General features: G+C 71.9%; 10 protein-coding genes. 2 read left to right on the forward strand and 8 right to left on the reverse strand.

The window, feature by feature from the left end:
* Positions 1-50 precede the first annotated feature (50 nt).
* A complete protein-coding gene (locus ACT26F_RS12920; RefSeq protein WP_471671686.1) occupies positions 51-1,178 on the forward strand; it encodes a M20/M25/M40 family metallo-hydrolase in 1,128 nt (375 codons plus the stop codon).
* Positions 1,179-1,257: 79 nt separating this feature from the next.
* On the opposite strand, the gene ACT26F_RS12925 is transcribed toward ACT26F_RS12920, so the two are convergent.
* The 3 genes from ACT26F_RS12925 to ACT26F_RS12935 form a co-directional block, all read right to left on the reverse strand.
* A complete protein-coding gene (locus tag ACT26F_RS12925; RefSeq protein WP_471670952.1) occupies positions 1,258-2,769 on the reverse strand; it encodes a metallophosphoesterase family protein in 1,512 nt (503 codons plus the stop codon).
* The gene (locus tag ACT26F_RS12930; protein ID WP_471670953.1) at positions 2,766-4,847 is read right to left on the reverse strand and encodes a HelD family protein; all 2,082 of its coding nucleotides are present in this window, start codon (positions 4,845-4,847) and stop codon (positions 2,766-2,768) included. Before ACT26F_RS12930 ends, ACT26F_RS12925 begins: the two co-directional genes overlap by 4 nt.
* Before the next feature lie 142 nt (positions 4,848-4,989).
* Positions 4,990-7,200, reverse strand: coding sequence for a carboxypeptidase regulatory-like domain-containing protein (locus ACT26F_RS12935; protein ID WP_471670954.1), 2,211 nt, complete (start codon positions 7,198-7,200; stop codon positions 4,990-4,992).
* Between the two features lie 241 nt (positions 7,201-7,441).
* On the opposite strand from ACT26F_RS12935, the gene ACT26F_RS12940 reads away from it, so the two are divergent.
* Entirely contained in the window at positions 7,442-8,230 is a 789-nt protein-coding gene (locus ACT26F_RS12940) for a hypothetical protein (RefSeq protein ID WP_471670955.1), read from the forward strand.
* A gap of 99 nt (positions 8,231-8,329) precedes the next feature.
* Here the strand turns inward: ACT26F_RS12940 and ACT26F_RS12945 are convergent, their stop codons facing one another.
* From ACT26F_RS12945 to ACT26F_RS12965, 5 genes are all read right to left on the reverse strand, one after another.
* Positions 8,330-9,076: an enoyl-CoA hydratase-related protein gene (locus tag ACT26F_RS12945; protein WP_471670956.1), complete on the reverse strand. Its 747-nt coding sequence runs from the start codon at positions 9,074-9,076 to the stop codon at positions 8,330-8,332.
* Positions 9,077-9,095: 19 nt separating this feature from the next.
* Positions 9,096-10,259 carry an acyl-CoA dehydrogenase family protein gene (locus ACT26F_RS12950; protein ID WP_471670957.1) on the reverse strand — a complete coding sequence of 388 codons (1,164 nt, stop codon included), beginning with the start codon at positions 10,257-10,259 and terminating at the stop codon, positions 9,096-9,098.
* Entirely contained in the window at positions 10,256-12,202 is a 1,947-nt protein-coding gene (locus tag ACT26F_RS12955) for an acetyl/propionyl/methylcrotonyl-CoA carboxylase subunit alpha (RefSeq protein ID WP_471670958.1), read from the reverse strand. Before ACT26F_RS12955 ends, ACT26F_RS12950 begins: the two co-directional genes overlap by 4 nt.
* A gap of 124 nt (positions 12,203-12,326) precedes the next feature.
* The gene (locus tag ACT26F_RS12960; protein WP_471670959.1) at positions 12,327-13,922 is read right to left on the reverse strand and encodes an acyl-CoA carboxylase subunit beta; all 1,596 of its coding nucleotides are present in this window, start codon (positions 13,920-13,922) and stop codon (positions 12,327-12,329) included.
* Entirely contained in the window at positions 13,919-14,962 is a 1,044-nt protein-coding gene (locus ACT26F_RS12965; RefSeq protein WP_471670960.1) for a winged helix DNA-binding domain-containing protein, read from the reverse strand. Before ACT26F_RS12965 ends, ACT26F_RS12960 begins: the two co-directional genes overlap by 4 nt.
* Position 14,963: the final 1 nt, after the last annotated feature.

Consider the following 14,963-nt stretch of genomic DNA (forward strand, 5'->3'; position numbering starts at 1 on the left):
ATGGCGACAGCGTACTCGTCGCCCGAGGTTGGCGGTACGGTGCCCGGGTGATGGACCTCGATGCGCTGCGCGACGACCTGACCGCCCTCGTCGAGCTGGCTCCGGTCAGTGGCTCGGCCGGCGAGGTCGAGGTCCAGCGGTGGATGGCGGCGCGCCTGCGGGAACTGGGACTCGAGGTCGACCTGTGGCCGCTCGACCTCGCCGCCCTGCGCGCGGATCCGGCCCACCCGGGCGAGGAGGTCGACCGGGACGAGGCGTGGGGCTGCGTCGGCACCCGCGGCGGTGACCCGGCGCTCGTGCTGACCGGCCACGTCGACGTCGTGCCCGGCGGCACCAACCGGTTCGCCGAGAGCGACGGTCGGTGGTTCGGTCGCGGCACGTGCGACATGCTCGGCGGCGTGGCGGCGATCCTCGCGGCCGTGCGGTCGGTGCGGGACGAACCGCTCTCGCGCGGCCTCGCGGTGCATGCCGTGATCGGCGAGGAGGACGGCGGGCTCGGTGCCTTCGCGACCTTGCGCCGCGGTCACTCCGGTGCCGCCTGCGTCATCGCCGAGCCGACCGGCGGCGAGGTCATCAATGCGAACGCCGGCTGCCTGACGTTCCGGATCGAGGTCACGGGAGTCGCGGCGCACGGCTCGACCCGGTGGGTCGGCCAGAGCGCGGTCGACCGGCTTCCCGACCTGCTCGCCGCCTTGCGGAACCTCGAGGCCCAGCGGAACGCCACCGTCCCGGCGGAGTTCGCGGCGCTGCCGATTCCCTTCGGGATCTCCGTCGGGATCGTGCGGGCCGGGGACTGGGCGAGCACCGTGCCCGACCTGCTCGTCGCGGAGGGTCGGTACGGCGTGCGCCCGGACGAGACGTTCGAGCAGGCGCAGGCCGCGCTCGAGTCCGCCGTCGCGCCGCACGCCGTGTCGTGGACGGGCGGACGGTTCGCCCCGGGCGCGACGGACGCCGACGACCCGTTCGTGCGGCAGGTCGTCGAGATCACCGGAGCCCCGACCGCGGGCGCGCCGTACGGCTCGGACCTGCGCCAGTACGTCGCCTCCGGGATCCCGACCGTCCAGTTCGGCCCGGGCGAGCCGCACGACGGCCACAGCGAGCACGAGTCGGTCGCGATCGCCGACGTCGTGCGGTGCGCCGAGGCCTACCGCGCGCTGATCCTCGCGCGCTGCCGCTGATGCCGGCCCGGGGGGACGAAACCTTAGGCCTTCGGGTGGCCATGGCCACCCAAAGGCATCAAGATCCGTCCACCGCAGGTCAGCCGGCGGAGACGGGGATCGGCGTGTAGTCACCGAGGTCGATGACGCCGCCGGGCCGGAACGTGACGATCTGCAGGCCGACGGCCTGGCCGTCGGCGAAGGTCAGGACGCCGACCTGGGCGTCGCGGCGCAGCTTCGTGCCCAGCGCGAACGCGTAGACCGCGCCGCCGGTCGATCCGAGCGACAGCGAGGTCGTCGTGCCCTCCGTGCCCTGCGTCGAGGTGGGTCCGACCTGGCGGTGCAGGTGGCCGCTGATCGCCAGGTCGACACAGCCGTCGGCGATCGTCTGCTTCGCCGACGCGGAGCTGTGCGTCGCGAGGAGCGTGACGTCCCCGTCCTCGCACGCCACCTCACCGAGCTGCCGACTCTGCTCGGTGATCGCGGCGATGTTGTCGCTCTCGTTGCCGTTGTAGCCCGCGGTCAGGCCCGAGCTGCGCGGGTCACTGGCACCGAGGATGCGCAAGCCCTCGACGTCGACCGGCTCGTCGTCGAGCACGACGAAGTCGTGGCGCCGCATCTCCCGCAGGACGGTCTTCCCGGTATCGTGGTTGCCGGCGACGGCGACGATCGGCAGGTCGGAGAACGTCTCGCGCAGCGACTTGATGCTGAAGGCCTCCCACGAGGCGCCGTTGGACGTGTCGTCACCCAGGTCGACGACGAACGAGGCCTGCGCGGCGTCGGCGACCTTGCGGGCGACGGGGTCCATGCCGACGTTGTCGTGCCGGTCGGTGACGACGACCGCGGTGGTCTCACCCTCCTGCGGCGCGCGCACCGCGATGCCCTCGGTCTTCTCGGCGAGCGTCGTGTAGAAGGTCCGCGACTCCTCGTACGTCGTGAGCGCACCCTCGACGATCGCCTTGCTCGTCGCGGTCGCGGCGCCGCGCGAGATCTGGACGTTCGCGAGAACGGTCTCGTCGGGCAGCTCAGGGAACTCGTCGCGGATCGGCACCCACGCCGTGGCGCGGTGGGTGCTGGGATCGGGCAGGTACACGGCGACGGCCCCGACGAGCACGACTGCGAGGGCGGCCCCGGTCACGAGCGTGCGGGACGAGGGCGGCCACGCCCGGCGCAGCTCCTGCCGCCGCCGTGCACCCACCGCACGCCAGACGACGAACGCGACGACCATCGTGATGACGCCGACCGCGGCGCCCCGCACGAGGGCGGCTCGCGCCATCTCCTCGATCTCGGAGGTCATCGCGGCGATCTCGCCGTCGGGCTGGCTGGCGATCGCGGCGTCCTGCGCCAGGACGCGCTCGAGGTCGGTGTCGGGGCTGTCGCGCAGGACGACCTCGGCGCCGATGCCCAGCGGCGCGCCGGACGGCGTGCGCAGCTCGGGCAGCAGCGGTCCGGCGACGATCGTGACGTGGCCGTCGAACGTGGGCGACGCGGTCGCGTTGTGCGCGCCGATCGTGACAGCCCGCTCGGTGTCGACGAACGTGGTCGCGGCGACGCCGAGGGTGACCGCGAGTCCGAGCAGCAGCAGTGCCGCCGCGGGGAGGACTCGCCTCACCGGCCCACCCGGTCGAGCCAGGCCTGCGAGGCACCGAGGGTGACGAGCCGCTGCGTGGCCCGCGTCAGGGCGACGTAGAGCGTGCGCCAGCCGGCCGCGGAGTCGGACACGACACCGTCGGGGTCGATGAGCAGCACTCCGTCGAACTCCAGGCCCTTCGTGTCGAGCGGGTCCAGGACGCGCACGCGATCATTCGCGGGCACGGCCGCCGCGATCTCGGCGAGCCGGTGCCCCGGCGTGACGACCGCGATCGTGCCCTCGACCTGGTCGAGCAGCGCGAGCACCTCGGCGCGGGCCTGCTCCGCCAGGGCGGCGGCGGGAACGAGCTCGTGACGCGGCTCGACGCCGGTACGACGCACCGCCTCGGCGAGGTCGGGGTGGTCGATCGCCCGCGCGGCGACCCGCGCGGCGAGGTCGTAGATCTCGGCCGAGTTGCGGTAGTTCGTCGACAGCCGGAACCGGTGCACGGGCATCCCGGCGAGCGCTTCGCCTCGGGCCGCGACCGACTCGGCCGGGTCGGGCCATGACGACTGCGCCTCGTCACCGACGATCGTCCAGCTGGCGGTGCGGCCGCGACGGCCGAGCATGCGCCACTGCATCGGCGAGAGGTCCTGCGCCTCGTCGACCAGCACGTGCGCGTAGCCGTCGTCCTCGATGCTCGTCGTGGCGCGCAGCTCGCGCTCCTGCCGCTCGAAACTCATCAGCTGCTTGGGGTTGTCGTCGTCCTCGGGGCCTCGTTCGGGCACCTCGCCCACGAGGTGGCGCAGCTCGTCGATCAGCGGCACGTCCTCGATCGTCGGGTCCTGCGGCCACTCGCGGCGCAGCACCTGCTGCTCGAAGGACGTGAAGAGGTCGGACGCCAGCTCGCCGAGTCGCGACGGCACGCTGCTCCACACCTCGCCGGGATCCAGGTCGGGCCACCACGCATCGAGGAAGTCCTCGAACACCGGATCGCCGTCGAGGTCGTCGGCGAACGCCTCGGGTCCGCGGTCGAGGGCGCGGTCGCCCTTGGCCCGCTCCCACAGCGCGTCGACGAGAGCCGTGCGCACCTTGGGGCGCAGCGTGTTCGGCAGCCCCTGACCCAGCACGCGGCGGCGGATGCGGGCGAGGTCGGAGGCCTCGAGCATGAGCCGGTCGTCGCGGTAGAACACCTGCAGGCGCGTCGGCGCGTCGGGGCGAGGAGCCCGGACGAGACGCGACAGCACCGTGGCCATGCGGCCCGAGCCGATCAGCGCGGCGACCTCCGGCGAGGCGTGCCGCGAGGCCCGGATGCCGTCGACGACCTCGCCGATCGAGCGCAGGGTCACGGTGGTCTCGCCGAGGCTGGGCAGGACGCGCTCGATGTAGCTCATGAAGACGCCCGAGGGCCCGACGACGAGGACGCCGCCGGACTCGAAGCGGCGTCGGTCGGTGTACAGCAGGTACGCCGCACGGTGCAGCGCGACGACCGTCTTGCCGGTGCCCGGGCCGCCGCCGATGATCGTGGCGCCGCGGGCGGGAGCGCGGATCGCCTCGTCCTGCTCCTTCTGGATCGTGGCGACGACCGAGTGCATCGAGCTGTCGCGGGCCCGGCTCAGGCTGGCCAGCAGGGCACCCTCGCCGACGACGACCATGCCGTCGGGCGCCCGCTCGGCGTCGAGCAGCTCGTCCTCGACGCCGATGACACGGTCGCCGCGGCACCGCAGCACGCGGCGTCGCACGATGCCGGCCGGGTCCTGCGCCGTGGCGCGGTAGAAGACCGCGGCGGCGGGGGCGCGCCAGTCGACCAGCAGGATCTCGCGATCGGCGTCGCGCACACCGATCCGTCCGATGTAGCGGGCATCGCCGCCGGCGAGGTCGAGCCGGCCGAACACGAGCCCGTCGTGCGCGGCGTTCAGCGCGCTGAGCCGTCGGGAGGCCTGGTAGACCATGGCGTCGCGCTCGACCAGTCCGCCCTCGTGGCCGATGTGGCCGCGCGCCATGCCTTCGGCGAGCAGCGACTCGGCGACCTTGGCCGAGTCGTCCAGTCGCTCGTAGACCGTGTCGACGTACGCCTGCTCGTGCTGGACTTCCAGCTCGTCGCGGGAGGGGGTGGTCATCGAGATCCTTCTGCCGTTGCGGAACTCCCCATTCTATGACCCCGGACCGAGCCGTCACGCCACCTTGGCCCGTGACGCCGTTCACGCGCAGGAACGCGCACGGCGCCGACCCCCGAGGGGACCGGCGCCGTGCGCGCTGTCGTCACTTGACCTTGACGGTCCTCGTCGCCTGCGCCGACGTGTACGCGGTCGATCCCGCGTACACGGCCTTCAGCGTGTGCTTGCCCTTCTTGAGCCGCACGGTGACGGACGCCTTGCCCTTGGCCACCTTCACGGTGCGGACGAACTTCGCACCGTCGTAGAGGCGCACGGATCCGGCCGTCGCCGCTGCCGCCGTGCCCGGGAGGGACAGCGTCACGGTGACCTTGGCGGACTTCTTGCCGGCCGTGGCGGCCAGCGAGACCTTCGCGACGTCCTTGGCCACGACGGCGGCCGCCGTCGCCGTGCCGACTCCGTACCGGTCGAACCGGTCCGTGGCCGTCACCGTGGCCGTGACCGGCTTGCCCCGATCGGCGGCCCGGACGGTGTAGGTCGCGCCCGTGCCGACGGCGACGCCGCCGACCTTCCACTGGAACGTGAAGCGCGTGTCCGCCATGCGGTTCCACGTGCCGGTCCCGACCGTGAGCCGCTGGCCCGGCGTCGCCGTGCCCGAGACCTTCGGCGCCACGACGGCCGCGAGGGTGTGACCGAGCGTCGCGTCGACGCCCGTGACCATCGCGCCGTCGCCCACCGTGATCGACTTCGCGGTGGTGGCCGAGAACGCGTTCTTCCACCACTGCGTGATGAACTCGACGTCGGTGCCCTCGCGATCGGCGTGGCGCTCGCCACGGAACACCACCTGGTACGTGCCCGGGGGCACCTTCGCCGCGAAGCGGCCCTTCGAGTCCATGTCGACGTAGACGTCCATGGGCTCGCCGTCGGCGTTGACCACGATCACCTCGCGCTCGGTCCACGGCAGGCCCGGGAGCGCCTGCAGGGAGAGGCGGCCCGAGATCGTGCCGAGGGTGCTCACGACGAGCGTGCCGAGGTCGACCGGTCCGGTCTCGGTCACCGTCACCTGCGTCGCCTGGTTGAGCGAGTAGCCGCCGCCGTGCCACTGCGACTCGGTGCGGGGCTCCTCGGAGCCGTCGTGGAACTCGAACTTGTAGTCGCCGGCGGGCAGCGACCAGAAGCGGTACGAGCCGTCGGCCTTGACGCGGGCGAAGTCGAGGGCGGACCATCCCTCGTCCGTGCGACCGTATGCCGTCACGATGCCGCCGCGCTGACCGGTGCCGGCCTTGTCGACGACCTTGCCGGTGACGTTGCCCGGCTCGGTCGGGGCGGGGGCTGCGGCGAGCGTGAAGTTCACGTTCGCGACGGTCTTGCCGTCAGCGATCACGACCTCCGACGCATCGAGGCGCGTCTCGGCGCTCGAGTACCACTGGGACGCGAACTCCTCGATCTGGTCGGCCGCCTGCAGCTTGTAGGCGCCGTCGGCGAGCCGGGGCAGCGTGTAGTGGCCCTTCGCGTCGGTCCTGGCCCACGACCAGGCCCAGAAGTCGTCGTCGGAGCCGGCGGTGGCCACCACCGAGACGTCCCGCAGGGGCCTGCCCGCGGCGTCGCGGACGGTGCCCGTGATCGTCGCACCCCCGACGAACGTCGCGTCGGCGGACGTCGTCGTGTGCTGCGAGGTCACGGTGTACCGGGTCGCGGTCTCCTCCGAGGTGCCGCCGACCCAGAACGTGGCGAAGTCCTCCTCGTCGTCGGACACCTGCACGATGAACGTGCCGGCGGACAGCGCCGCCGACCAGGCGCCCTCGTCGTCGGTGTGGATCGTCCGCACGTAGGTCACCTGGTCGTCAGCCTCGACCTGGTAGATCTCGACGTGTCCGCGGCCCTCGCCGACCGTCTCACCGGACGGATCGCGGACGACACCGGTCAGGGTGCCGAGCAGGGCCGGGTCGACCGACAGCTCGACGTCGCCGACGTAGGAATTGCTGCCCGCGTACGCGGTGAACGGGCCCAGGACGGTCGTCACGTAACCCGCCTTCTCGACGCGGATCCAGACCGGGGCTCCCTCGGTGTCGCCCGGCACCTCCAGGGAGAAGTACGTGCCCTCCGTGAGGGTCGTGGTGCCGGCCGCGACGGCCGACGCGTTCAGGCGCGGGTCCTCGCTGAAGGCGGAGACGACCGCACCCCTGCTGCTGCCGTTCTCGCTGTAGATCCAGCCGTAGGCATATCCGGTGCCGGGGGTGGCGACGGCCGGGGCGGCGGTGCCGGCGAGCAGCATCGCGAGCGCCATCAGCAGCGCCGTCGGCAGGGCCAGCCACCTCCCGACCGGACGCGACGAGTTGATCTGGACGTTCGGGGACACAAGGTTCCTCTCGGGAGGCTGGCGGGGGGAAGGAGTCACACGGGCCCCAAGGGCCTCTGGTGTCACTCCGTCGCGACTTTAGCGAGCCCGAGTCGGTCCCGTCAGGCGTTCGGCCGATGTGCACCGGAGGGCGTCCGACGAGGAATCGCGAGTCCTGTGTGAGACATGAGGCCATTGCACCCTCCCGGAACGGCTCTCGCCCCTAGTCTTCGAGGACCGATTTATGTCGGAAGGAATCCCCATGCGCCTGCGCACCATCGCCGTGGCGGCCGCGACCGGTCTGGTCGTCGCCCTCGCCCCGGCCACCGCCCACGCGGCCAAGCCGACCTACAAGGTCACGATCTCGCTGTCCAAGAAGACCGCCGACGTCGGTCAGAAGATCGCCGTCTCCGGCAAGGTCTCCGGACCCAGGTCGGCGAAGAAGAAGCTGCTCGTCCAGCGAAAGGTCGGCTCCGGCGCCTGGAAGACCGTCACGAAGGTCACCACGACGAAGCAGTCCCGCTACGCGACGAAGGTCACCGTGCGCACCGCCGGCAAGCAGGCGCTGCGCGTCGTGGCTCCCGCATCCTCCAAGCGCGCGAAGGGCGTCAGCAAGGCCCGGTCCTACACCGGCTACCGCTGGCTCGACCTGACGAAGCAGAGCCGCGACAATTCCGACCTCGTCGTCACCGGCCCGGTCACGCTCGCCGGGAAGACCTACGCCAAGGCGTTCTCCTTCAACGTCAGCGGCACGTTCTTCAAGGTCGCCAAGGCCTGCACGACGCTGCGCCTCGGACTGGGCGCTGCGGACGAGGCGACCGACACCGTGTTCGACCTCTATCGATTGACCACGCCGGGCCTGACAGAGTCGGCGGACAGGGTCCGTACGGCGATCACACCGGGAGCCGCACCGCAGACCCGGTCCTACCGGATCTCCGGATTTCCGTACATCGCGTTCGGCTCGGGCGGCACCGGCCCCATCGCGACGGTCAACCCGACGGCACGCTGCAGCGTGAACCGGCTGCCGACGATGCCGGACGTCGCGATCTGAGTCCCGCCACCCCGTACTACGGGCGCCGATCCTCTCGGGGATCGGCGCCCGTCGTCGTATGGCGCGGGCGGCGACCCCCGTCACCGAGGGTGGGCCGCGTCAGCGCTTGCGGGAGAGGAACGCGAGCATCGCCTCGCGGGCCTGCTCACTGCCGAAGAGGCGGGCCGAGCCGGCGGCGACCTCGGCACCCAGCCGATCGATGCGGTCGACGAGGTCCGCGTTGAGCAGCCGCTTCGTCTCGGCGAAGCCCTGAGGGTAGCCCTGCGCGAGCTCGCCGAGGACGCCCGCGAGCGCCTCGTCGAGGCCGTCGTCGGGTGCGACCGTGGTGACCAGACCCATCGCCGCGGCCTCTGCCGCGGCGAACGAGCGACCCGTCAGGAAGACCTCCGAGGCCGCGCGCGGTGACAGCCGCTCGAGCAGCGAGAGGCTGATGACCGCCGGCGCGAGGGCCAGCCGCACCTCGGTCAGCGCGAACGTCACCGACTCGGCCGCGAGCACGATGTCCGCGGCGCCGACGAGGCCCAGGCCGCCGGCGCGGACCGGCCCGGCGAGGACGACCACGACGGGCATGGCGCTCGTCGCGATCGCGCGCTGCAGGGCGACGAGCGCGACGGCGCCCTGCTCCATCCCGCCCTCGGCGGCCTCCGACAGGTCGGCGCCCGAGCAGAACACCCGGTGCGCCGAGCGCAGGACGACCACCTTCGCGGCGGCGTCCGCCTCGGCGGCGGCGAGCCGGTCACCGAGCTCGGTGACGAGCTGGCGGCTGAGCGCGTTCCTGTTGTGCTCGCTGTCGAGCGTGATCGTCGCGACGCCGTCGGCGACGTCGAGGTGCACCAGTTCGGTCATGACTGCCTCCTGTCGACGCTCAGTAGGACTTCGGCAGACCCAGCGAGAACTGGGCGACGAAGTTGAGCGCCATCTGCTTGCTGACCGGCGCGATGTTGGACAGCCGCGACGACGCCAGCGCCTGCACGAGACCGTACTCGTTGGCCAGCCCGTTGCCGCCGTGGGTCTGGATCGCGGTGTCGACGGCCCTCGCGGCCGCATCGCCGGCCGCGACCTTGGCCATGTTCGCGGCCTCGCCGGCGCCCATGAGGTCGCCGGAGGCGTAGAGCGCGGCGGCCTTCTGGGTCAGCAGGCGGGCCATCTCCACGTCGATGTGCAGCTGCGCGAGCGGGTGCGCGATGGCCTGGTGCGCGCCGATCGGCCGGCCCCACACATCGCGCTGCTTGGCGTAGGCGACGGCCTTGTTGATCGCCCAACGGGCCGTGCCGGTGCCCATCGAGGCGGCCATGATCCGCTCGGGGTTGAGGCCCGCGAACAGCTGCTCGAGGCCCGCGTCCTCGCTGCCGACGAGCGCATCGGCGGGCAGCCGGACGTCGTCGAAGAACAGCGTGAACTGCTTCTCGGGGCTGGTCAGCCCCATGTCGATCTCCTGCCACGTGAAGCCCTCGGCGTCCGTGGGCACCATGAACAGGGCCGGCTTGAGCTTTCCGGTCTTCGCGTCGGAGGTGCGGCCGACGACGAGGACGTGGCTGGCCTCGTCCACGCCCGAGATGAACGTCTTGCCGCCCTTGAGCACCCAGCCGTCCTCGGACTTCGTGGCGTTCGTGACGAGGTTGTGCGAGTTGGAGCCGGCGTCGGGCTCGGTGATGCCGAACGCGTACGTGGCGGTGCCGTCGGCCAGGCCCGGCAGCCAGCGCTGCTTCTGCTCCTCCGTGCCGTACTGCGCGATGACCGTGCCGACGATCGCCGGCGACACGACCATGAGCAGCAGCGGGCACCCGGCGATCGCCAGTTCCTCGCACACCGCGGCGAGGTCACCGATCTCACCGCCGCCTCCCCCGTACTCCTCGGGGATCGAGACGCCGAGGTACCCGAGCTTGCCGGCCTCGGACCACAGCTCGGTGGTTTTGCGGCCCGCGTCGGCGGCCTCGTAGAAGTACCGCTCGCCGTACTTGGCGCCCAGCGCGGCGACGGCCCTGCGAAGCGCCTGGCGCTCCTCGGTCTCGGTGAACGCGATGCTCATTGCTGCTCCTCGACTCCCTCGATGACGGCCAGGACCGACCCGGCCTCGACCTGCTGTCCGACGGTCACGGCCAGGCCGCTGACGACGCCGTCGGTGGGCGCCGTGATCGTGTGCTGCATCTTCATCGCCTCCAGGACGACGATCGCGTCGCCCTTCGCGACGGTCGCGCCGTCCTCGACCTTCACGGCCACGACCGACGCGGGCATCGGCGCGAGCAGCGATCCCTCGGCCACGACGTCCGCGGGGTCGACGAACCGCGCGACAGGCGTCAGGGTGACCGAGCCGTCCGGTCCGTCGACGTCGACGTGACCCTCGGCCGCCGTCACCGCGTAGCGCCGCGTCACCCCGTCGACCGCGAGCGTGACCTGGACCCGCGCGGCGTCCGGCGATCGAGTGCCGGCGAGCGGAGCGAGACGGTGTATCGAGATCACCTCGACACCGTCGACGACCAGTCGTCCGCCCGCGCTGCGGTACCGCACCGGCTCGTGACCCTCGTACTCGCGCACGAGCGGCTGGCTCGGGACGTTGCGCCACCCCGCGGGAATCCGGCCCAGGACCGGCGAGCCGGCCGCGGCGACGGTCGCCTCCGCGAGCGCGGCGGCCACGGGTGCGAGCGGGTCGCCGGCGGGGGTGCCGAACCAGTCGTCGGCCCGTTCCTCCAGCAGCGAGGTGGACAGCTCGGCGGACACGAACTCGGGTGCGGTCAGGATCTGCCGCAGCGCCGACGCGTTGGTCGTGACGCCGTGCACGCGCGACCGGCGCAATGCGTCGACGAGCTTGCGCAGCGCCGTCGCGCGATCCGGGCCGTACGCGACGACCTTCGCGATCATCGCGTCGTAGTGGATGCCCACGGTGCTGCCGACCTCGACGGCCGAGTCGACGCGCACCGAGTCGGGGAACTCGAAGGCGCGGATCGTCCCGGTCTGCGGCGACCAGTCGTCGGCGGGGTCCTCGGCGTAGAGGCGGACCTCGATCGCGTGGCCCCGCGGCTCGGGAACGGGTCCGAGCAGCTGCCCGCCCTCGGCGATCCGCACCTGCTCGGCGACCAGGTCGAGCCCGTGCACCTCCTCCGTGACCGGATGCTCGACCTGCAGACGGGTGTTCATCTCGAGGAAGAAGACCCGGTCGCCGTCGACGAGGAACTCGACCGTGCCGGCACCGTGGTACCTCACGGCCTTCGCGGCCTCGCGCGCGGCGATGTGCAGCGTCGTGCGAGCCCGGTCCGAGAGGTCGGGCGCGGGCGCCTCCTCGACGACCTTCTGGTGACGGCGCTGGATCGAGCAGTCACGGTCGCCGACGGCCCACACCGTGCCGTGGGTGTCCGCGAGGACCTGCACCTCGACGTGGCGGGCGCGCGGCAGGTACGGCTCGACGAAGACGGTGCCGTCTCCGAACGCGGACTCGGCCTCGGCCTCGGCCTTCGCCAGCTCGGCGTCGAGGTCCTCGAGGCGCTCGACGACGCGCATGCCGCGACCGCCGCCGCCGGCGCTGGCCTTGACGAGCAACGGCAGCTCTCCGGCCGTGACGCCGTCGAGGTCGACCGCGAGGATCGGCACGCCCGCGGCGGCCATGATCTCCTTCGCGCGGATCTTGCTGCCCATCTGCTCGATCGACTCCGGACTCGGACCGATCCAGACGAGGCCGGCCTTCTCGACCTCGCGCGCGAAGTCGGCGTTCTCGGAGAGAAATCCGTAGCCGGGGTGGATCGCGTCGGCGCCCGTCCGGTGCGCGGCCTCGATGACGAGGTCACCGCGCAGGTAGGTGTCGGCGGGCGCGGATCCGGGTAGCCGCACCGCGAGGTCGGCCTCGGCGACGAACGGCAGCTCCGCGTCGGCGTCGGAGAAGACGGCCACCGTCTCGATCCCGAGGTCGCGGCACGTCCGGAACACGCGCCGGGCGATCTCGCCCCGGTTCGCGACGAGGACTCGGGTGATGGTGGTCATGCGCGGGCTCCTCGGGGGAACGGATCTTTCTGCATTTGGGCTGGGAGCGACGGATCCTGAGGCATTCGGGTGGCTATGGCCACCTCAATGCAGAAAGTTCCGTGCCCCACCGGCGCGAACGCGCTCACAGGCGGAACACCCCGTAGCCGCGAGCACCCTCGATGGGCGCAGTGGCGATGGCGGACAGGCAGATGCCGAGGATCGTGCGGGTGTCGCGCGGGTCGATGACCCCGTCGTCGTAGCCCATGCCGCTCGTGAAGTACGCGAGCGACTGCTCCTCGATCTGCTGCTCGACGAGGGCCTTGATCCCGGAGAAGCCCTCGGCGTCGAACGGCAGGCCCTTCGACTCGGCCGACTGACGCGCGACGATCTCCATGACGCCCGCGAGCTGGGCCGGGCCCATCACGGCGGACTTCGCGCCGATCCAGCTGAACATGAAGCGCGGGTCGTAGGCGCGACCGCTCATGCCGTAGTGACCGGCCCCGTACGACGCACCCATCACGATCGACAGGTGCGGCACCTTGCTGTTCGAGACGGCGTTGATCATCTGCGCGCCGTGCTTGATGATGCCGCCCTGCTCGTACTCGGCACCGACCATGTAGCCGGTCGTGTTGTGCAGGAACAGCAGTGGCGTGTCGACCTGGTTGGCCAGCTGGATGAACTGCGCGGCCTTCTGCGCCTCCTGGCTGAACAGCACGCCCTGCGCGTTGGCCAGGATGCCGATCGGGTGACCGTGCAGTTGCGCGAAGCCGGTCACGAGGCTCGAGCCGTAGAGCGGCTTGAACTCGTCGAACTCCGAGCCGTCGACGAGCCGCGCGATGACCTCGCGCGGGTCGAACGGCACCTTGAGGTCGGTCGGCACGATGCCCAGCAGGTCCTCGGGATCGAGCAGTGGCTCGGCGTAGTCGTCGCGCGCGGCGGGCCCGGCCTTGCGCCAGTTGAGCCGGCGCACGATCTGTCGGCCGAGGCGGATCGCGTCGTGCTCGTCGACCGCGAGGTAGTCGGCCAGGCCCGAGGTCTTCGCGTGCATCGACGCGCCACCGAGCGACTCGTCGTCGGACTCCTCGCCCGTGGCCATCTTGACGAGCGGCGGACCGCCGAGGAACACCTTCGCGCCGCCGTCGACCATGACGACGTAGTCGCTCATGCCCGGGATGTAGGCACCGCCCGCGGTGGAGTTGCCGAAGACGAGCGCGATCGTCGGGCGGCGGTCCTCGCTCGCGCGGGTGAGGTTGCGGAACGACTGGCCGCCGGGGATGAAGATGTCCTTCTGGGTCGGCAGGTCGGCGCCGCCGGACTCCACGAGGTTGATCGTCGGCAGGTGGTTCTCGGCGGCGATCTGCGCGGCGCGGAAGCCCTTCTTGACCGTCACCGGGTTCGAGGAGCCACCCTTCACGGTCGGGTCGTTCGCGATGATCATGCACTCGACGCCCTCGACGACGCCGATGCCGGTGACGATCGAGCCGCCGACCGCGAAGTCGGTGCCCCAGCCGGCCAGCGCGCCGAGCTCGAGGAACGGCGTGTCCGCGTCGAGCAGCAGCTCGATGCGCTCACGGGCGGTCAGCTTGCCGCGGCGGTGGTGCCGCTCGACGTACTTCTCGCCGCCGCCGGCCAGCGCCTTGGCGTGCTGCTCGGCGAGGTCGGCGACGCGAGCGAGCATCGCCTCGCGGTTCTCGCGATATGCCGCGGTGGTGGGGTCGACGATGGTGCGGACGCTCATGCGGCCTCCTTCCAGATGATCTCGTAGGGGATGTCGTGGTGTGCGAGCTGCGAGGCCGCGTCGGCCTCCAGCCCTCGGGCCTGCTCGCGGGTCAGCGCTGCGCTCGCGGTGATCTCGAGCGTCGCCGGGTCGGACCTGCGCTTCGGCTTCAGCAGCCGCCAGGTCCCGACCGCGACGCCGTCGACCATCGCGAGGTTGCCGCCCCACACGTCGATCGTGCCGAAGCGGGAGACGGGCGCGGCATAGATCGTGCGGTCCTTGTAGGCGATGACGTACTCGTCGAAGAGCGACAACAGGTGCGCCGTCCCGGCGGCGCTCCCGCTCACCGGCTCGACCTCGACCTGCTCGAAGGCGCGTTTCGCATCGGTGACGGTCAGCCCGGCCCACCAGGCGAAGTCGTGCGGCGTGGCCGGCGCATGTCCGGCGAGGTACCGCGCGGCGAGGCGGACGATGGCCTCGTCGCGATCGAGCCGCTCGGACTGGGGCACCCGCGACCGGTAGGGCACGAAGGTGTCCCAGCCGCCGCGCCGAGGTCCGGTGGCCGCGACCTTGTCGAGCTCGGCCGCGAACGTCAGGTGGATCAACGTGCCGCTCGGCAGCTCGATCCCGCGTCCCGCGAGGGCGACGCCGATCTCCTTGCGGGTCAGCGGCGTCTCGGCGTCACCGAGGATCTCGCCGACGGTCCCGACGAGGCGGTCCAGGTCGTCGAGGATGCCGTTGTTGCGGTACTGCGGCCGGGCCTGGGCGTGGACGCGCTCGGCGGTGAGGTCGAGCAGCCAGTCGAGGTCCTCGGCGAGCACGAAGTGCCACGTCGGCCGCAGCACGTGGTGGCGCACGATCGCCCCCTCCGCGGCCTCCCTGGCGACCTCCGCAGCCGCGGGCCAGCCCTCGACCCGTCGGGCGACGGCGCGGCACGCGTCGTCGAACTCCTGGGCCTGGACGGCCGTCAGGTGGCCGACGGCCTCGGTGATGCTCGCGAACGGCTCGCCGGTCAGCCGCTGCCGCGCCATCCGCTCGCCGCGCACCTCGTCGTCGGTCATC

The organism is Aeromicrobium sp. SP1 (assembly GCF_055663785.1).